Genomic DNA, 17,495 nt, shown 5'->3' on the forward strand with positions numbered 1-17,495 from the left:
GCTACCCGGCCGCCTCACTCATCGCCGGGCACTCCGTAGCTGGGCGCGGCCGTGGGATCGATGGCGCGCGTCTGGTAGTCCTGCATCTGCGGCGCGTAGGCGGCCCAGAGGCCTTGCAGCGCGCCGATGGGATCGTGCTCGGACCAGTCCACGCGCAGGTCCGCCATGGGCCAGCTGTGCTCGCCCGCCACCTTGAGCGCGGCCGAATGCACGGGCCCGGCCTCGCCGCCCGCGGCCATGGCGGCCTGCATGGCGGCCAGCAGGCGCTCGGCCAGCGGCAGCGCCGCGCTGCGCTCGAAGGCCGGCACCATGGCCTCGATGGTGCGTTCGCTGGCCAGCAGGTTGCCGGCCGCCACGCACTGCCGCCCCACGGCGCTGGTGAAGATGCCCAGGGCCTGGCTGCCGCTGAAGACGCCGGCGCGGCCCTGCGCGTCCACCACGGTGACCTGGCGGTACTGGGGCCAGCTGCCGTCGTCCAGCGCCTGGCGCAGCGCGGCCTGGGGGTCGGCGCCCTGCTCCAGCAGGTCCAGCACGCGCGGGCCCAGGGCGGGCAGCGTGATGTTCTGCGTGGACACCACGCCCACGCCCGCGCGCACCCAGGGGCAGCGCGCGCCCACCGCAATGCTGGACGAGCTGATGGCCACGCCCAGCTGCCCGGTGCGCTCGCAGCGCCCCACAATCGAAAAAGTCATGGTTTCTTCCTCCTGCCGATGCGGCTGTACCAGGTGCTTGCTGGGGTTGACGCTCAGGCGCTGGCCGGCGGCTGCCAGTCATCGGGGATGACCGCGATCACGTCGATCTCCATCAGCCACTGCGGCTGCCCCAGGGCCGAGATGCACAGCCCCGTGGAGATGGGAAACACGCCCTTGAGCCACTTGCCCACTTCCCGGTAGACGGGCTCGCGGTAGCGCGGGTCGATGATGTAGGTGGTGGTCTTGACGATGTGCGACAGGTCGCTGCCCGCTTCCTCCAGCAGCTGCTTGACGTTCTTCATCGCCTGCTCGGCCTGCTTTTGCGGATCGCCCAGGCCGACCAGGTTGCCCTCGAAATCGGTGCCGATCTGGCCGCGCACATAGACGGTGTTGCCGGCGCGCACGGCCTGGCACAGGTCGTTGTCCAACGACTGGTTGGGATAGGTGTCCTTGGTGTTGAACATGCGGATGCGGGTATGGGTGGGCATGGTCTGGCTCCTGCAGGGGGTGGATGGGAAGGTGTCTCAGAGCGCGCTACCTGCTACCTGCTGCGGGCGGCGGCGTCGTAGTCGCTGTAGCGGCGCTGCTTGGCGATGTGGTCGGCCACGAACTTGGCGTCATGCCACACGCCCCATATGAAGGACGAGCCACGGCGCGACAGCCAGGGCAGGCCCAGGAAGTAGATGCCGGGCTCATGGCCCACGCCGCGGTGGTGGCGCGGCTTGCCGCCGGGCTCGAAGCTGTCCACCTGCAGCCAGCTGAAGTCCACCCTGTAGCCCGTGGCCCAGATGATGGAGGTGATGCCTGCGGCGGCCAGGTCGAGTTCGCGCAGCGGATGGGTCATGCACTCCGGATCGGGCAGGCGCCTGCGCGCCTCGGGCTCCTCGGGCAGGTCCAGGCCGTTGCGGCGGATGTAGTCGTCGGCCGCATCGAGCATGGCCAGGTAGTTGGCGTCGCCGTTGGCGATGTTCTCGGCCAGGTCGTCCCTGAAGCGCACCCTGCCATCGGCGAAGGACTCGGTCAGCCCCACCAGGGTGATGCCCTGGTGTCCCAGCGCGCGAAAGTCCACGGTGTGGCCGCCGCGCGCGCCGCTGACAGCAATGGTCACATGCTCGCGGCCGGGCTTGGCAATGGCCGCATCCCATTCGCCCAGCACGCCCAGCCACCAGCAGAAATCACGGCCGCGGTAGGCGCGCGGCGGCCGGTCATGGGCGCCCACCGACAGGAACACCTTGCGGCCCGCGCGCTGCAGTTCGTCAGCGATCTGCACGCCCGAGGAGCCTGCGCCCACCACCAGCACGGCGCCTTCGGGCAGCTGCGCGGGGCGGTGGTAGTGCGCGGAATGGATCTGCAGCAGGCGGCCATCGGCGGGCGCAGCTGGCGCTATCGGCGGGATCACCGGCACCTGGAACGGCCCCGTGGCCGCGATCACGTTGCGGGCCTCGATCACGCCCTCGGACGTTTCCACCGTGAAGCCCGGCCGGCCCTGGTTGCGCGTGACCCGCCTGACCTCCACGCCGGTGCGCACGGGCGCCTTGATCTGGCGGACATAGTCCTCGAAGTAGTCGGCCACCTCGTCCTTGCCGGGAAAGCCGTCGCGGTCGCCCTTGAACTCCAGGCCCGGAAAGCGGTCATGCCAGGCCGGCCCGTTGGCCACCAGCGAGTCCCAGCGCCCCGTGCGCCAGGCCTGGGCGATGCGCTGGCGCTCCAGCACCAGGTGCTCTACGCCAAGCTGGCTCAGGTGTTCGCTGGCCGCGATGCCGGCCTGCCCGGCGCCGACCACGAGCGTGTTGATGGTTTGGATTTCAGCTGTCATGGTGTGGGTCTCTCAGGAAAAAAGGCGCAGGCCGTCCCGCATCGGCGCGGTGCCGACTGCCTTGGTGTGGTCCGCAACAAAAAAGGGAAGGAGGTGAAGGCCGCCCGTGCGGCGCTACAGGTACAGGTGCTTCACCACGTCGTTGGCCAGCAGCTCGCTGGCCGTGCCCGAGGCCACCAGCTGGCCCTTGAGCAGCAGATAGCCCGTGTGGGCGATGGACAGCGCCGCCTCGGCGTTCTGCTCGATGAGCAGCACGGTGATGCCTTGGCTGTGGATGCGCTGCACCGTCTCGAAGTACTCCTCGATGAGCTTGGGCGACAGGCCCAGCGTGGGCTCGTCCATCACCACCAGGCGCGGCTCGCCCATGAGCACGCGGCCCAGCGCCACCATGGCCTGCTCGCCGCCGGACAGCGTTCCGGCCGCCTGCGACAGGCGCTCGCCCACCCGGGGGAACAGGGCCACCACACGCTCCAGCGCCTGGGCAAAGCCCTGCTGCGGGCGCAGCGCGTCGTGGCCGATCTTCAGGTTCTCCTGCACGGTCAGCTCGGCAAACAGGCGCCGGCCTTCGGGCACGAAGCCCACGCCCAGGCCGGCCAGGTCCTCGGTGCGCATGCGCGCCAGCGGCTGGCCCATGACGCGGATGGCGCCGTGGTGCACGGGCAGCAGGCCCGCGATCGCCTTGAAGGTGGTGGTCTTGCCCGCGCCGTTGGGGCCCAGCAGGCAGACGATGCTGTGCTCGGGCACCTGCAGCGAGACCTGGTTGAGCATGTTCACCACGCCATAGCGCGTGCTGATGGAGTCCAGTTCAAGCATGGCTGGCCTTTCTGCCCAGATAGGCTTCCTGCACGCGCGGCAGCCGGCGCACCGCCTCGAAGCTGTCGTCGCCGATCTTGCGTCCGTAGTCCAGCACCATCACGCGGTGCGGCAAGGTGGCGATGAGCCGCATGTCGTGCTCGATGATGATGAAGCCCAGCGCCGGATTGCCTTCGCGCAGGCGCTGGATGTCGGCGATCAGCGCATCGGTGTCGCGGTCGTCCATGCCGCTGGAGGGCTCGTCCAGCAGCACGATGCGGGGCTCGGAGGCCAGGGCGCGCGCAATCTCCAGGCGGCGGCGGTCGGCCTGCGGCAGGCTGCTGGCCAGCACGTTGCGGCGCTGGTGCAGGTCGCTGGACACGCTTTGCAGCAGCGCGCAGGCGCGCTCGGCGCAGCGCTTCATCTCGGCGCGCGAGACGGCCGGGCGCAGCAGCGCGGTGAGCACGCCGCAGCGGGTGCGCGCGTGCATGCCGATGATCACGTTGTCCAGCACGCTCAGCGAGCCGAACAGCCGGCTGGTCTGGAAGGTGCGCGCAATGCCGGCGCCCGCGATGTCGTGCGCGGCCATGCCCTTGAGCGAGCGGCCTTGCAGCAGCACCTCGCCCTCGGTGGGCTGGTAGATGCCGGTCAGCAGGTTCAGCAAGGTGGACTTGCCCGCGCCGTTGGGCCCGATGATGCCCAGCACCTCGCCCGCCGCCAGGTGGATGTCCACGCCCTGCACCGCCGTCAGGCCGCCGAAGCGCATGGTCAGGCCACGCCCCTCAAGGACCAGCGGGCCTGCGGGCGCGGCATGGTGGGTGGGATGGGAATCAATGCTCATGGTTGCGCACCCGTTGGGGGAAGATGCCGCGCGGGCGGATGATGAGGAAGGCGATCACCACCAGGCCGTAGAACAGGATGCGGTAGTCGGAAAACGCCCGCAGCTTCTCCGGCAGCATGGTCAGCAGGAAGGCGCCGACGATCACGCCCAGCGTGTTGTCCATGCCGCCTGCGATCACCAGCGTCATGATGGTCACCGACACCAGGAAGGTGAAGTTGTCCGGCGAGATGAAGCTCACATAGAACGCATACACCGTGCCCGCAAAGCCCGCCAGGAAGGCGTCCACCGCAAAGGCCTTGACCTTGAACCAGGTGACGTTGATGCCGCATGCGCGTGCGGCGATCTCGTCGTCGCGCAGGGCATTCCAGGCCAGTCCCACGCGCGAGCTGTGCAGGCGCTGCGCCGAGACGATGGCCAGCCCCAGCAGGGCGACGGCCACGTAGTAGAAGTTGGCCTGTCCCGGCAGGCTGTGGCCCCACAGCGTGATGGGGTCGTTGAACGAATGCCCGAACAATGTGGGCGAAGGAATGCCCACCAGGCCGTTGGCGCCGCCCGTCCACTCCAGGTTCATCAGCAGCTGGTGCACGACGATGCCGAAGGCGATCGTCACCAGCGCCTGGTAGCTGTCGCGGGTGCGCATGGACGGCAGGCCCAGCAAAAAGCCGAAGACCGTGGCCACGGCGGCGGCCACCAGCAGGCAGATCCAGAAGCTCACGCCGAAGTGGATGGCCAGCAGGGCTGACGCATAGGCGCCGATGCCGTAGGACGCGCCAGTGGCGAAGTTCGGTATGTTGGCGCTGCCCAGCTGGAAGTTCAGCGCCAGCGCCAGCACCGCGTACAGGCAGGCGATGATCATCAGGTGCATGGCGTAGCTGTCACCGCCCAGCACCCACGGAAACACCAGGGCCAGCACCACGCCCGTGCCCACGGCCAGCGGCCTGCACTGGCCGAAGGCAGCCACGATGCGGTCTTCCACCACCGGGCGTTTCTGCACCGCGACCAGGGCCACGGCAAAGCAGGCCAGCAGCGCCAGCACCGTGATCCAGCTTTCGGCCAGCAGGAACTGGCGCAGCAGCACGGCGCCCGCCAGGGCCACGCCCAGCACGATGGCGGCCGAGCCCGCACTCCGTGGTGCCGCCTGCGGCGGCGCCTGTATCGTCGTTGTCTGCATCACACCTTCTCCATTTTCTGAACGCCGAACAGGCCGGCGGGGCGAAAGATCAGCACCAGGATCACCAGGGCGAACACGAACACCAGGCGGTACGAGGTGCCGTTGGGCACATAGCCCTGCACGATGGTCTCGATGGCCGCAATCAGCAGGCTGCCGACAATGGCGCCCCCCAGCCGGCCCAGGCCGCCGACCACTGCGGCGGAAAAGCCGATCAGCCCCGCCTGCACGCCGAAGTCAAAGCGCACCACGCCCGCATAGCTGGCCAGGAAGATGCCGCCCACCGCGCCGGTGGCCGAGGCAATGAAGAAGGTGTTGCGAAACACCGGCCCCGGCGCAATCGAGAACAGCCGCGCGGTTTCGCGGTCCTGCGACACGGCGCGTATGCGCATGCCCATGGGCGTGTGGTGCAGCACATAGAGCAACACGCCCACCAGCGCCACCGCCACCAGCACCGAGACCACGCTGATCAGGGGCAGCGGCCCGAACGGGGTGGGAACGGCCCCCTGCGCAATCGCCGGGAACGCGTGCGGATTGCTGCCCTGCGGGTACAGGTGGCGGATCAGCTCGCGGATCACGATGCCCAGCGCCACCGTGGCCACCAGTGGCATCATGGCCGGCGCATTGCGAAAGCGGCCGATCACCAGCCGGTCCAGGGCAACGCCCAGCCCTCCCACCGCCGCAATGGCCACCAGGCAGGCCAGGCCCAGCACCAGCCAGGGGGCCGAGCCGCCCAGCGCGGTGGCCAGGGCCTGCACGGCCGCCAGGGCGATGAAGGGGGCGACCATGGCCACGTCGCCATGGGAAAAGTGAATCACCTGCAGCACGCCAAACAACAGGCTGAAACCCAGGGCAAGCAGGCTGTAGATGCAGCCCAGGGTCAGCCAGTTGATGAGTTGCTGGAACAGCGCGTCATGCATCGATAGGGTTCCTCTTGTGTCGGGTTCGGCCGGGTTGGCGGGGCTTCGCTTGTCTCCATGTCACGCAACCATTGAAGCAAGAAACCGCGCAAAACCTGCGTCGCTTTTGCCGAGGCGCTGCTTCGGAAAACGCGATCCAGTCCCGGGCCGGTGCGGCGATACATTGATCCGGCGGCGTTGCCAGACAGCGCCGGCCAGCCCGCCATGCACCGTGGCGCCCCGCCGCCCCGGGCCCCGCCCGGGCCGCCATGGCTGCCCTTCGTCTTCACCCGAACAGGACCGACCGACCATGCAAGCCTTCACGACATCCACCGCCCTCCTGCCATCGCGCCGGCGCCTTGCCGCATCCGCCCTGGCGCTGGCCGCCGCCACGCTGGCCTGCGGCGCGGCCTGGTCCCAGTCCACCGTGAAGCTGGGCTTCATCGGCCCCGTCAGCGGCGGCAACGCACAGCAGGGCCTGGGCGCGAAGAACGGCTTCCTGCTGGCCATAGACCAGTGGAATGCCACGGCCGGCGTGCCGTTCAAGGTGGAGGGCGTGGTGCTGGACGATGCCTCCGACCCGCAGACCGGCGTGTCCGCCGCGCTCAAGCTGGTCAACGACCGCGACGTGGTGGGCGCCATAGGCCACTGGAACAGCCCCGTGGCCCTGGCCACGCTGCCGGTGTTCAACCGCGTGCAGATGCCCTTCATCGTCTGGGGCGCCATCGGCCCCAAGATCACCGACCAGAACTTCGCCAACACCACGCGCGTGACGCCCACCCTGGTCAACGAGAACAAGCCCCTGGCCGCCTGGGCCGCCACGGGCCTGGGCGCAAGAAAGATCGCCATCATTGCCGACACCAGCGACTACGGGCGCGCCAACCTGGCCTCGTTCGGCAGCTTCTACAAGGCAGAAAAAGGCAGCGTGGTGGCCGAGGAAAGCTATCCCGTGGGCACCACGGATTTCCGCTCCATCCTCACCAAGATCAAGAGCCTGAACCCCGACGCGGTCTACTTCGGCGGCGTGATCACCGAGGCCGGCATCGTGCGCAAGCAGATGGCCGAGCTGGGCATGAAGCAGCCCATGCTGGGCATCAGCGGCATCTTCGATCCGCAGCTCATCCAGATCGCCGGCCCGGCCGCGGACGGCACCATCGTCGGCACGCCCAAATCGCAGACCAACCCCCGTCTGGACGCCATGAGCCGCGCCTATGCCGCCAAGGGCTATGCCGACTCCGAGAGCCCGTACACCAAGTACGCCTACGACGCCACCGGCATCCTTTTGCAATCGCTCAAGACGGCAGGCACCAAGGACCGGCAGGCCGTGGCCAAGGCCATCCGCGCCATACGCTACGACGGCGTGACCGGTACCGTGACCTTCGACGCCAACGGCCAGACGCAGGTGCCCGTGGAGCTGCAGCTGCACGAGGTCAAAGACGGCAAGTGGGCCAGCCGCTGATGATCAGGACAGGCAGCCAGTACCGCGACTCCATCCGCGATGGCCGGCGGGTCTGGATGAACGGCGAGCGCGTCAAAGACGTGACCACCCACCCCATGTTCAAGCCGCTGGTGGACATCCGCGCGCGCATGTACGACCTGCAGCACGAGGCCACGCTGCGCGACGCGCTCACCTACGACGAAGGCGACGGCGAGCGCCACCCCATCGCCCACAAGCTGCCGCTGACGCGCCAGGACTGGTGGGACAAGCGCCGCGCCACCGACCTGCTGCTGGAGGACATGGGCGGCGTGGTCATGCGCGTGGGCGACGAGAGCGTGGGCGAGATGTGGTCGCTGTTCGATGGCCAGGACGTGCTCAACGAGCTGGACCCGCGCTTTTCCGCCAACATCCGCACCCACATCCGCCGCGTGGTGCGTGGCGACCTGTTCCACGTATCGGCCAACACCGACCCCAAGGGCGACCGCTCGCGCCTGCCGCAGGACCAGGACCCCGACGTGCTGCTGCATGTGGTCAAGGAGACCGATGCAGGCGTCATCGTGCGCGGCGCCAAGTACGAGACCGCCGCCGCCTATGCCAACCAGGCCTTCACCAAGCCGGGGCTGGCGCACTGGGGCGACGCTGCGCAGTCCGAATACGCCATAGGCTTCATCTGCGACCTGGGCGCGCCCGGCCTGCGCTTCATCTGCCGCCCGGGCCTGGCCGCCCGCGCATCGGCCCAGGACCACCCGCTGAGCCATCGCTTCGACGAAGTGGATGCCATCGTGGTCTTCGACGACGTGCTGGTTCCCTGGGAGAACGTGCTGTTCTACCGCCACACCCGGGCCGCCCATTTCCTGCGCGAGACGCTGCACCGCTACTCGGCCTTCACCTTCCTGCAGCGCAGCCTCAAGCTGGCCGACATGCTGATAGGCACGGCCCTGCACAACGCGCGCCAGACCGGCGTGGAGAAGCTGCAGGCCGTGCAGGACAGGCTGGCCGGCCTGGCCTGCTACCGCGAAGGCATCAATGCCCACCTCACGGCCGCCATCGCGCTGGCCGAGCGCAGCCCGGCCGGGCTGATGATGCCCAACCAGTCCCTGCTGTTCACGGGACGGTCGCTGGCCACCGGCCAGCTGCACCACATGATGAACACCGTGCGCGAGCTGTGCGGCGGCCAGGTCTGCCTGACGCCGGACCACGCCAGCTTCGAGAACGAGGAAACCGGCCCCTGGCTGCGCAAGTTCTACACGCTCGGCCCGCAATCGCAGGCCGACGACCGCCGCAGGCTGCTGGCCTATGCGCGCGACCTGCTCGACTCGGACCACGCCGGCCACCGGCTCAGCTTCCAGCTGTTTGCGCAATGCCCGCCCTACGCCCAGACGGCGGCCGTGTACCGGCACTTCAACTGGGATGCGCCGCTGGACTTCGTGGGCAAGTCCGCCGGGCTGACGGACCGCGTGAAGGCCACGCAGGCGCCGGCCCAGGGCGACGGTGCGGTGGCGCAATGGTTTCGCAATCACAACGCCAGCGACTGAAGGCTGCCGGGTCCCGACCGCCGCACAATGCAGGCGCCTTGCGGGAAGGGCCTCTTGCAGCGCGGTCCGCCGCTTGGTCAACTACGCGGCGGATCACCCTGGCCGCCCTCCCCCTCTCCACCTCTTGCACACCGTGCTGACACGACTGACCTTCAGACAATTGGAATACTGCGTGGCAGCGGGCGAGTTCGGCAGCATTGCCGAGGCCGCCAACCGCATCCACGTCTCGCCCTCGTCCATCTCCTCGGCCATCACCCAGGTGGAGGCGGAGCTGCAGGTGCCGCTGTTCGTGCGCCACCATGCGCAAGGCCTGTCCGTCACGCCCGCAGGCGCCGAAGTCCTGCGGGAGATCCGCAGCCTGCTCGACCAGGCCATGGCCTTGTACGACGTGGCCAGCAGCGCGCAAAGCCAGGTGCGCGGCCCCGTGCGCGTGGGCTGCTTCACCACGCTGGCGGCCATGGTCGCCCCCGAGCTGTGCCAGGGATTCGCGCGCGCCCAGCCCAAGGCCACGGTCACGCAGATCGAGGACCACCAGGAAGGCCTGATCCACAAGCTGCGCACCGCGCAGATCGATGTCGCCATCACCTACGACCTGCTGGTGGCCGAATCGGACATCTGCTTCGAGCCCCTGGCCCAGCTGCCGCCCATGGTCATCGTCAGCGAACTCAATCCGCTGGCCAACCACCGCTCCACCACGCTGGAGGCGCTGGCCCAGCTGCCCATGGTCCTGCTGGACCTGCCCCTGAGCCGTGAATACTTCATGTCGCTGTTCCGCGAAGCCGGCGTCTCGCCCCTGATCGCGGCCCGCAGCGCCAGCCCCGACGTGGTGCGCTCCCTGGTCGCCAACGACGTGGGCTACTCCCTGGTCAACGTGCGCCCGCGCAACTCCCACGCGCTGGACGGCAAGAAGATCGTCAACCTGCACCTGAACGGCAACCACCGCCCCATGAAACTGGGCCTGGCCTGGGCCCGCGAACAAAAGCCCCGCCATGTGGTGGAAGCCTTCATGCACCGCTGCCGCAGCTTCATCTCCAATGAATACATTCCGGGGATGACGGCGCCTGGGCGCGGGGAGGCGAACTGAGCGGCGCGCAGACCGAATCAGGGAGCCCGTCAGCTCGTGCTCTTGCGCACCTCGTAATGCAGCACCGCCATGCCCTCGCCGATCTGCCGCACGGACAACAAACGCAACACCGGATGCAGCACCCGGCGCGGGAACAGCGGCTTGCCCCGGCCCAGCGTGGCCGAGCCCACGCTCAGGATCATCTCGTCCAGCAGGCCTGCGTCATAAAACTGCCCCGCCAGGTCCCCGCCTCCCATGATCCAAAGGTTGCGCCCGCCTGCCGCAGCCTGCATCTGCGCATGCACGGCACGCACATCACCGCTGACAAACCGGACATCGGCACCCGGAATACCAGGCAGCGCACGGCTGGAAAACACCCAGGCAGGCTGCGTATAGGGCCACGCCGCCCCGGTCTCCCTGGCCACCGTCTCCGCGTGGCGCAGCATCCATTCGTAGGTGGCCGACCCCATGGCCAGCGCGCCCACGCCGGCAATGAACTCCGGGTAGCCCGTGGCCTGCATGTCGCCCAGCGGGAACAGCCAGTCCAGGGAGTCGTCCTCGGTGGCCAGGAATCCGTCGAGTGAGGTGGCGGCGAAGTATTGGGTTTTCATGGGGGAGATGGTAGCCAGGCAGGCGCGGCACGGCCATCCGCCCGGGTGTCGTGCAGGCCGCGCCTGGACCCCATCGTCAAATTTCTTTTGAAGCCGCCTTCAGTCCTGCGGGTCTTTTTCAATTGAAACACCCAGGTCAACATCGCTCCATGCCCAGACGACTTGCGAACCGGGTTTCCGCTCCCACCCCAACACCTCTACAGCTCCGCCAAGGAACCGCATGACCACCGCCTCCACGCCCCTGTTTCGCCCCCTGCAGCTCGGCCCGCTCAGCCTGCCCAACCGCATGGTGATGGCCCCCATGACGCGCAGCCGTACCAGCCAGCCAGGCGACGTGCCCAACGCATTGATGGCCACCTACTACGCACAACGCGCCAGCGCCGGCCTGATCGTCTCGGAAGCCACCCAGATCTCCCGCCAGGGCCAAGGCTACAGCTTCACCCCCGGCATCTATTCAGAGGCGCAGGTGGACGGTTGGCGCCGCGTCACGGACGCGGTGCACGCCGCCGGCGGGCGCATGGTGCTGCAGCTGTGGCACGTTGGCCGCATGTCGCATGCCAGCTTTCACGCCGATGGCCTGCCGGTCGCGCCTTCGGCGCTGTCGCCCCAAGCGCAGGTCTGGGTGGTCGGCGACGACGGTGTCGGCCGCATGGTCGACTGCCCCGTACCGCGCGCACTGAGCGCACAGGACATCCAGGACGTGATCGGCGACTTCCGCAGGGGCGCGGCCAATGCGATGCGTGCCGGTTTCGATGGCGTGGAAATCCACGGCGGCAACGGCTACCTGATCGATCAGTTCCTGCGCACCACCTCCAACCACCGCACCGACGCCTACGGCGGCGGCATCGCCCAGCGCACGCGCTTCGCCGAAGAGGTCGCGGCCGCCGTGGCGGGCGAGGTCGGGGCAGAGCGCACCGGCATCCGCCTGGCGCCCTTCATCACGCAGCGCAACATGAACTGCCCGCAGATCATCGAGACCATCCTGCATCTGGCCAGCAGGCTCGACGAGATCGGCCTGGCCTACATCCACCTGTCGGAAGCCGATTGGGACGATGCGCCCGAGATTCCGCAGGACTTCCGCCACGCGCTGCGCCGCGCCTACCAGGGCAAGGTGATCGTTGCGGGCAAGTACGACGCGGAGCGCGCCCAAGCCATCCTGCACGAGGGCCTGGCAGACCTCGTCGCCTTCGGCCGCCCCTTCATTGCCAACCCGGACCTGCCGGCGCGCTACGCCGCCCAGGCGCCGCTGGCCGCATTCGATCCGAAGGCCCTGTTTGGCGGCGACGCGCGCGGCTACTCGGACTACGCAGCCCTGGCCACTGCCTGAAACCCTCCTTGCTCGCCCTCCTTGCTATCCCCTCTTCCTCAACCTTTGAAAGCACGACCATGAAAGCCGTTGGATACCAGAAACCCCAGGCCATCAGCCAACCCGAATCGCTGATCGACATCACCCTGCCCGATCCCGTGGCCACCGGCCGCGACCTGCTGGTCGAAGTCAGGGCCGTGTCCGTCAATCCGGTGGACACCAAGGTGCGCGCCAGCGGCGCGCCCGCCGAGGGGCAAACGCACAAGGTGCTGGGCTGGGATGCCAGCGGCATCGTCAAGGCCGTGGGCCCCGAAGTCACGCTGTTCAAGCCGGGCGACCGCGTCTGGTACGCCGGCTCCATTGCGCGCCCTGGCACGAACAGCGAACTGCACCTGGTGGACGAGCGCATCGTGGGCCACGCACCCAGGTCGCTGGACTTCGCACAGGCTGCGGCCCTGCCCCTGACCGCCATCACCGCATGGGAGATGCTGTTCGACCGCCTGGGCATCGCGCCGGGCAAGCACCCCAGCCACAAGACGCTGCTCATCATCGGCGCCTCCGGCGGCGTGGGCTCCATCCTCACGCAGCTGGCCACGCGGCTGACCAGCCTTACCGTCATCGGCACCGCATCGCGGCCCGAGACGCAGGCCTGGGTCAAGGAGCTCGGCGCCCACCACGTGATCGATCACAGCCAGCCGATTGCCGACGAACTCAAGCGCATCGGCTTTCCCACGGTGGACCTCATCGTGAGCCTCACGCAGACGGACCTGCACTTCGCACAGATCGTCGAGGCGATCGCGCCCCAGGGAAAATTCGGCCTGATCGACGATCCCGCGTCGCTGGACATCACCAAGCTCAAGCGCAAGTCCGTGTCGGTGCACTGGGAATTGATGTTCACCCGCGCCCTGTTCGGCACCGACGACATGATCGGCCAGCACCGCCTGCTCAACGAGGTTGCCGCACTGGTCGATGCCGGCCTGATCCGCACCACGCTGGCCGAGCGCTTCGGCAGCATCAACGCCGACAACCTCAAGCGCGCCCATGCCCTGATCGAGTCGGGCAAGGCGCGCGGCAAGGTGGTGCTGGAGAACTGGGGCTGAGCCATGAAGACAGAGACCATTTTCAACCTGGCCATCCTCGAGGCGAAGGCCGGCCAGCAAGACCAGCTGCGCGACGCCCTGCGCGCGCTGGTGCCATTCACCCGGCAAGAGGCCGGATGCCTGGACTACACGCTGTTCGAACTGGCGGACACCCCCGGCACCTTCTACATGCGGGAGTCATTCAGGGACCAGGCAGCGCTGGATGCGCACTTCAGCATGCCGTACTTCAAGGCGTTCGAGAAACGCTTCGACGAACTGCTGGCACGCCCCCTGCAACTGGTGGGCCTGAAGGAAGTGCCCTGACGGGCGGTACGGGTCCGGGCGGTACGGATCCGGCCGACGACTAGCGCGCGGCTGCAACGCGCCGCCCCCACGCTGGCGGCAGCGTGGGGGTTGCCGCCGACAGCTGGTCCCATACGTACTGGGCGGCAAAGCCGTGGTGACGGCTGCGCGAGCGCACCAGGCAGGCTTGCCGGCCCAGATTTCTTTCGGCCAACGGGACTGCGTCCTGCACGTCCAGGCTCATTGCCGCGGCACCGTTGAGCAGCGCGACCATGCCGTTTTCACGGGCGGCATGCACCAGGTCCTCCAGCGTATCGGACTCCAGATGCACGCCCGGCTTCAGCCCCTGCGCCGCAAAGGCGTTGTCGAGCTGGCGCCGCATGGCGTATTCGCTTGGCAGCAAGGCCAGGGGGTGGTTCGCGACCTCGCTGAGCTCCAGCAGGCGTCGCCGCCGGCGGGGCTTCAATCCCACGGCCACCACGGGCTCGTCGAAGCAGGCCAGGATCTCCAGATCGGCATGCGGCTCCGGGTCGAAGCTGACGGCAAGATCGAAATCGCCACGCAACACGCCCTCCACCAAGGCCTGTGCGGTGCGCCTGCGCAGTGCGATCGCCAGCTGCGGCCACTGCGCCTGGGCCCTGCGCACGACGGGCAGTACCCAGCATCCCGCGTAGGACTGCACCAAGCCGATGCGCACCAGGCCCGCCACGGTGCTCGCACGCGCCTGCACGTCGCGCAGCGCCGCCTGCAGCTCACTGAGGCAGGCCGACACCCGGCGGTCGAGCTCATGTCCGGAGGCCGTGGCTACGGCGCGCCCGCTCGCACGGTCGAACAGCTGCACGTCCAGGGTCGATTCCAGCAAGGCGATCTGCTCCGACAGCGCCGCCTGCGAGATCGAGGCATCGCGCGATGCCGCACTGAAGCTGTGCGCCCGCATCGCCGACACGAAATAGCGCAACTGGCGCAATGAGACGAGATCAAGGGGGTCGCGGTTGCGTGCGGACATGGCCATCGGATTATCCGATAGGCGCGGCCAGAAAATGCGAATTGCGAAGAAACAAGGGCCTGCCGACACTACGGCCACGAGACAACTCTGGTCACGAGAGCACCGATGAAACGACGCAACTTCCTTCAGTACGCCAGCACGGCGACGGCCATTTCAGCCATGGGCGCAAGCCCCTCGGCGCGCGCACAGGCATTCCCTTCCAAGCCCATACGCATCATCTGCCCCTATCCGGCAGGTGCGACCACCGATGCCGTCTCCCGCCTGATGGCGAATGCCTTGCAGACGGACAGCGGCAGCACGGTGATCGTGGACAACCGCAGCGGTGCGGGCGGCAACATCGGCACGGAGGCGGCGGCACGCGCAGAGGCCGACGGCTACACGCTGCTGCTGGGCGCACTCGGCCCCATGGCCGCGAACCCGGCGCTGTACTCCAGGCTCAACTTCGATCCGGCCAAGGACTTCACACCGCTGGCATGGGCCGCCTCGGTGCCCTTGATCTGGGCCGTGCATCCCTCCTTCCCGGCGACCACGGCCAAGGAGGCGCTCGAATGGCTGCGCAAGAACCCGGGCAAGTTCTCCTACGCATCCGCCGGCAACGGCACGCCGCAGCACCTGGCGGGAGAACTCGTCAAGCGCCAGACCGGCACCTCGATCCTGCACATTCCCTACCGCGGCTCCGCACCTGCACTCAACGACGTGCTGGGCGGCACGGTGCAGATGGTGTTCGAAGCCACGCCGGCCATCCTGCAGCATGTGCAAAGCGGGTGCCTGAAGGCGCTGGCGGTGACGTCCGCCAGGCGCATTCCCGCGCTGCCCGGCGTGCCCACGCTCAAGGAATCGGGCGCGGACGCCGAGATCAGCGGCTGGTACGGCTTCCTCGCGCCCGCCGCGACCCCGGCCGACCGCAAGGCCTGGCTGGTCAAGCACATGGGCGCGGCGCTGGCGGCCAAGGCCACGCAGGACAGGCTGGCCGAACTCGGCTCGGTGCCCATCGACAACTCGCCCCAGGCATTCGCACGCCTGCTGGACAGCGAGCGGGCACGCTGGCAGACGCTGATCCGCGAAGTCGGCATCAAGCTCGACTGAAGGCGCCGCCCCATGCCGCACATCGCCATCGAGGTATCGCCATCCTTGCTCCCGTCGATCCAGTGGGAGCCGGTCCTGCACGCCATGCACCTTGCGCTGGCCGAGCGCGGATGGGCACGGCTCGCGGACCTGAAGTCGCGCGTGGCACCCATCGCCGTCGGACTGTGCGGCGAGGACCCCCACGCGCAGCAACTGATCGCCACCCTGACGCTGACCAACCCGCGCCCGCCGCAGATGTGCTCGGCCATGGCCGAGGCCGTGTTCGAGCATCTCTCGCGCGCCGTCGACGCGCACCCGGAGTCAGCGGCGTGGGTGCAGTGCTGCGTGTTCCTGCAGGAGCACCCGAAGTCGCACTACCTCAAGCGGCAATGGAACGCGCCGCAGTCCGCTCCCCCAATTCCATGACAACGGGAAAAGCGCCATGTGTTGCGGCTGGCCGCTGGCCGCTGGCCGCGCGCTGCCGGCTCAGGCCGCCAGGCCTGCGGCCAGCTGCCGCACGGTCCGGGCATTGGCGCCCTTGCCGGTGATGGCCACCGCCGGAGGGTGGGCCAGCATGCGCTCGAAGACCTTGCGCACTTCCTCGGCACCGATGCCATCGATCATCGCCAGCGTTTCGGCCACGGATGTCACGCTGCCATGGGCAAAGAGGTCCTCGACAGCCCGCTCCATGGTGGCGTAGGTCCGCTCGCCCGCGCGCACCCGCGAGACCGCCAGCTGGTTCTTGGCCCGCTCCAGATGCACGGGGTCAATGCCGGCCGCCTGGGCGCGCAGCAGGCCGCCTGTCGCTGCCACCAGCGCTTCGAGCTTGTCCGGCGTCGTGACCGCATGCACGATGAAATTGGCCCAGACGTCACCGCCCTCCATCGCCGCATAGGCCGTATAGGCCAGTCCGAGCCGCTCGCGCACGGTATCGACCAGGGGCGACGACATCCCCTCGCCCAGCAGATGGGCCGCCAGCGAGGCCACGAGACGCGCACGCTGCGGATGCTCGCCCTGCAACGGCTCGAACACCAGGGGATAGGCCAGGTTCACGAACACCTGGGACACCTGCGTGAAGCGTTGCGCCAGGGCCTGCCCCACATACTTTGCGGGCTGAGGGGGCAACGCCACAGCGGGATCGGCCGACGCAGGCATGCCGGCGAACAGCTGCGCCGCCTGCTCCAGCCAGGCCGGCACATCGAAGTTTCCGGCCGCGACGACGACGGTCTTTTCTCCCACGTAATGGGACTGCACATGGCGCACCAGATCCTGCCGCGTGAAGCCTTCGATATTGGCCACCGTGCCGATCACCGGCATGCCCATGGGGTCGTCGCCCCAGATGGCGCGGTCCAGCAGATCGCCGGCGCTGTCCTCCGGGTCCTCTTCGTACTCGATGGCCTCCTGCCGGATCACCTGCAGCTCCCTTTGCAATTCATGCTCGGGAAACACGCTGTTCAGCACGATGTCCGCAATCATTCCCAGCAAGGCCTGCGCATGCCAGCCCAGGCCGGTCATGAAATAGCCGGTGATGTCCTTGCCGGTGAAGGCGTTGACCTCCGCACCCAGCCGCTCCGCATCCAGGTTGATCTCCTGCACGGAACGCGTGTGCGTGCCCTTGAACGCCATGTGTTCCAGCACATGGCTGATGCCGTTGCTGGTGGAGGTCTCGTCGCGGGAGCCCACGCGCAGGAACACACCCACGCTGACGCTCTGCAAATGCGGCATGGGCAGAGCCAGCAGCCGGACTCCGTTCGCAAGAGTGCGCAAGGCCATGGCAGGCCGCTCCAGTTCGGTTGCCGCCAGGGGTTTTTCTTGAATCATGGGCTATTGTCGTCGCGCTCCAGAGGATGCGCAGGGCAGCCCTCTTCAGCCCTCTTTCAT

Annotated in this window: 18 protein-coding genes; 8 read left to right on the forward strand and 10 right to left on the reverse strand. The window is 68.2% G+C overall.

The window, feature by feature from the left end; all coding sequences use genetic code 11:
- Positions 1-14: 14 nt before the first annotated feature.
- The 7 genes from ACRSCF_RS17555 to ACRSCF_RS17585 all read right to left on the reverse strand — a co-directional run bounded on the left by ACRSCF_RS17555 (position 15) and on the right by ACRSCF_RS17585 (position 6,229).
- Entirely contained in the window at positions 15-692 is a 678-nt protein-coding gene (locus ACRSCF_RS17555) for a DUF1028 domain-containing protein (protein ID WP_034364380.1), read from the reverse strand.
- Positions 693-745: 53 nt separating this feature from the next.
- Positions 746-1,180: a RidA family protein gene (locus ACRSCF_RS17560; protein ID WP_012204875.1), complete on the reverse strand. Its 435-nt coding sequence runs from the start codon at positions 1,178-1,180 to the stop codon at positions 746-748.
- 53 nt (positions 1,181-1,233) lie between these two features.
- Complete coding sequence (locus ACRSCF_RS17565; protein ID WP_034364377.1) at positions 1,234-2,508, reverse strand: flavin-containing monooxygenase; 1,275 nt, start codon at positions 2,506-2,508, stop codon at positions 1,234-1,236.
- Positions 2,509-2,622: 114 nt separating this feature from the next.
- Complete coding sequence (locus ACRSCF_RS17570; protein ID WP_016448200.1) at positions 2,623-3,321, reverse strand: ABC transporter ATP-binding protein; 699 nt, start codon at positions 3,319-3,321, stop codon at positions 2,623-2,625.
- Positions 3,314-4,141 carry an ABC transporter ATP-binding protein gene (locus ACRSCF_RS17575; RefSeq protein WP_034364433.1) on the reverse strand — a complete coding sequence of 276 codons (828 nt, stop codon included), beginning with the start codon at positions 4,139-4,141 and terminating at the stop codon, positions 3,314-3,316. Before ACRSCF_RS17575 ends, ACRSCF_RS17570 begins: the two co-directional genes overlap by 8 nt.
- The gene (locus ACRSCF_RS17580) at positions 4,131-5,312 is read right to left on the reverse strand and encodes a branched-chain amino acid ABC transporter permease (protein WP_016452302.1); all 1,182 of its coding nucleotides are present in this window, start codon (positions 5,310-5,312) and stop codon (positions 4,131-4,133) included. The genes ACRSCF_RS17575 and ACRSCF_RS17580 overlap by 11 nt, the downstream gene beginning before the upstream one ends.
- A complete protein-coding gene (locus ACRSCF_RS17585) occupies positions 5,312-6,229 on the reverse strand; it encodes a branched-chain amino acid ABC transporter permease (RefSeq protein ID WP_034364375.1) in 918 nt (305 codons plus the stop codon). The genes ACRSCF_RS17580 and ACRSCF_RS17585 overlap by 1 nt, the downstream gene beginning before the upstream one ends.
- Before the next feature lie 289 nt (positions 6,230-6,518).
- Between ACRSCF_RS17585 and ACRSCF_RS17590 the strand changes: the two genes are divergently transcribed.
- The 3 genes from ACRSCF_RS17590 to ACRSCF_RS17600 all read left to right on the forward strand — a co-directional run bounded on the left by ACRSCF_RS17590 (position 6,519) and on the right by ACRSCF_RS17600 (position 10,265).
- Positions 6,519-7,667, forward strand: coding sequence for a branched-chain amino acid ABC transporter substrate-binding protein (locus tag ACRSCF_RS17590; protein WP_034364373.1), 1,149 nt, complete (start codon positions 6,519-6,521; stop codon positions 7,665-7,667).
- The gene (locus tag ACRSCF_RS17595; RefSeq protein ID WP_034364430.1) at positions 7,667-9,181 is read left to right on the forward strand and encodes a 4-hydroxyphenylacetate 3-hydroxylase family protein; all 1,515 of its coding nucleotides are present in this window, start codon (positions 7,667-7,669) and stop codon (positions 9,179-9,181) included. Before ACRSCF_RS17590 ends, ACRSCF_RS17595 begins: the two co-directional genes overlap by 1 nt.
- A 133-nt stretch (positions 9,182-9,314) precedes the next feature.
- A complete protein-coding gene (locus ACRSCF_RS17600; protein ID WP_244386300.1) occupies positions 9,315-10,265 on the forward strand; it encodes a LysR family transcriptional regulator in 951 nt (316 codons plus the stop codon).
- A 29-nt stretch (positions 10,266-10,294) separates the two neighbouring features.
- Here the strand turns inward: ACRSCF_RS17600 and ACRSCF_RS17605 are convergent, their stop codons facing one another.
- Complete coding sequence (locus tag ACRSCF_RS17605) at positions 10,295-10,855, reverse strand: dihydrofolate reductase family protein (protein ID WP_034364371.1); 561 nt, start codon at positions 10,853-10,855, stop codon at positions 10,295-10,297.
- A gap of 220 nt (positions 10,856-11,075) precedes the next feature.
- Between ACRSCF_RS17605 and ACRSCF_RS17610 the strand changes: the two genes are divergently transcribed.
- From ACRSCF_RS17610 to ACRSCF_RS17620, 3 genes are read left to right on the forward strand one after another with little or no spacing between them, the layout of a single operon-like run.
- Complete coding sequence (locus ACRSCF_RS17610) at positions 11,076-12,182, forward strand: alkene reductase (RefSeq protein WP_016448207.1); 1,107 nt, start codon at positions 11,076-11,078, stop codon at positions 12,180-12,182.
- A 59-nt stretch (positions 12,183-12,241) separates the two neighbouring features.
- On the forward strand, positions 12,242-13,261 hold the full coding sequence (locus ACRSCF_RS17615) for a zinc-binding alcohol dehydrogenase family protein (protein WP_016448208.1): 1,020 nt from the start codon (positions 12,242-12,244) through the stop codon (positions 13,259-13,261).
- A gap of 3 nt (positions 13,262-13,264) precedes the next feature.
- Entirely contained in the window at positions 13,265-13,564 is a 300-nt protein-coding gene (locus ACRSCF_RS17620) for a putative quinol monooxygenase (RefSeq protein ID WP_012204863.1), read from the forward strand.
- Between the two features lie 40 nt (positions 13,565-13,604).
- Here the strand turns inward: ACRSCF_RS17620 and ACRSCF_RS17625 are convergent, their stop codons facing one another.
- Positions 13,605-14,549: a LysR family transcriptional regulator gene (locus ACRSCF_RS17625; RefSeq protein ID WP_244386301.1), complete on the reverse strand. Its 945-nt coding sequence runs from the start codon at positions 14,547-14,549 to the stop codon at positions 13,605-13,607.
- Between the two features lie 105 nt (positions 14,550-14,654).
- On the opposite strand from ACRSCF_RS17625, the gene ACRSCF_RS17630 reads away from it, so the two are divergent.
- Both ACRSCF_RS17630 and ACRSCF_RS17635 read left to right on the forward strand, forming a co-directional pair.
- On the forward strand, positions 14,655-15,635 hold the full coding sequence (locus ACRSCF_RS17630; protein WP_244386302.1) for a Bug family tripartite tricarboxylate transporter substrate binding protein: 981 nt from the start codon (positions 14,655-14,657) through the stop codon (positions 15,633-15,635).
- A gap of 45 nt (positions 15,636-15,680) precedes the next feature.
- Entirely contained in the window at positions 15,681-16,040 is a 360-nt protein-coding gene (locus ACRSCF_RS17635) for a 5-carboxymethyl-2-hydroxymuconate Delta-isomerase (RefSeq protein WP_237426717.1), read from the forward strand.
- A gap of 60 nt (positions 16,041-16,100) precedes the next feature.
- On the opposite strand, the gene ACRSCF_RS17640 is transcribed toward ACRSCF_RS17635, so the two are convergent.
- The gene (locus tag ACRSCF_RS17640) at positions 16,101-17,387 is read right to left on the reverse strand and encodes a M16 family metallopeptidase (protein WP_034364426.1); all 1,287 of its coding nucleotides are present in this window, start codon (positions 17,385-17,387) and stop codon (positions 16,101-16,103) included.
- Positions 17,388-17,495: the final 108 nt, after the last annotated feature.

Source organism: Delftia sp. 11MD (genome assembly GCF_050907895.1).
GTDB lineage: Bacteria > Pseudomonadota > Gammaproteobacteria > Burkholderiales > Burkholderiaceae_C > Comamonas > Comamonas tsuruhatensis.

Excerpts from the sequence above, each read along its gene's own strand:
- ACRSCF_RS17630 (WP_244386302.1), top strand. The coding sequence starts at position 14,655 with ATGAAACGACGCAACTTCCTTCAGTACGCCAGCACGGCGACGGCCATT.
- ACRSCF_RS17570 (WP_016448200.1), bottom strand. The coding sequence starts at position 3,321 with ATGCTTGAACTGGACTCCATCAGCACGCGCTATGGCGTGGTGAACATG.
- ACRSCF_RS17580 (WP_016452302.1), bottom strand. The coding sequence starts at position 5,312 with ATGCAGACAACGACGATACAGGCGCCGCCGCAGGCGGCACCACGGAGT.
- ACRSCF_RS17625 (WP_244386301.1), bottom strand. The coding sequence starts at position 14,549 with ATGTCCGCACGCAACCGCGACCCCCTTGATCTCGTCTCATTGCGCCAG.
- ACRSCF_RS17575 (WP_034364433.1), bottom strand. The coding sequence starts at position 4,141 with ATGAGCATTGATTCCCATCCCACCCACCATGCCGCGCCCGCAGGCCCG.
- ACRSCF_RS17555 (WP_034364380.1), bottom strand. The coding sequence starts at position 692 with ATGACTTTTTCGATTGTGGGGCGCTGCGAGCGCACCGGGCAGCTGGGC.
- ACRSCF_RS17590 (WP_034364373.1), top strand. The coding sequence starts at position 6,519 with ATGCAAGCCTTCACGACATCCACCGCCCTCCTGCCATCGCGCCGGCGC.
- ACRSCF_RS17610 (WP_016448207.1), top strand. The coding sequence starts at position 11,076 with ATGACCACCGCCTCCACGCCCCTGTTTCGCCCCCTGCAGCTCGGCCCG.
- ACRSCF_RS17640 (WP_034364426.1), bottom strand. The coding sequence starts at position 17,387 with ATGGCCTTGCGCACTCTTGCGAACGGAGTCCGGCTGCTGGCTCTGCCC.
- ACRSCF_RS17585 (WP_034364375.1), bottom strand. The coding sequence starts at position 6,229 with ATGCATGACGCGCTGTTCCAGCAACTCATCAACTGGCTGACCCTGGGC.
- ACRSCF_RS17565 (WP_034364377.1), bottom strand. The coding sequence starts at position 2,508 with ATGACAGCTGAAATCCAAACCATCAACACGCTCGTGGTCGGCGCCGGG.
- ACRSCF_RS17620 (WP_012204863.1), top strand. The coding sequence starts at position 13,265 with ATGAAGACAGAGACCATTTTCAACCTGGCCATCCTCGAGGCGAAGGCC.
- ACRSCF_RS17605 (WP_034364371.1), bottom strand. The coding sequence starts at position 10,855 with ATGAAAACCCAATACTTCGCCGCCACCTCACTCGACGGATTCCTGGCC.
- ACRSCF_RS17560 (WP_012204875.1), bottom strand. The coding sequence starts at position 1,180 with ATGCCCACCCATACCCGCATCCGCATGTTCAACACCAAGGACACCTAT.
- ACRSCF_RS17615 (WP_016448208.1), top strand. The coding sequence starts at position 12,242 with ATGAAAGCCGTTGGATACCAGAAACCCCAGGCCATCAGCCAACCCGAA.
- ACRSCF_RS17595 (WP_034364430.1), top strand. The coding sequence starts at position 7,667 with ATGATCAGGACAGGCAGCCAGTACCGCGACTCCATCCGCGATGGCCGG.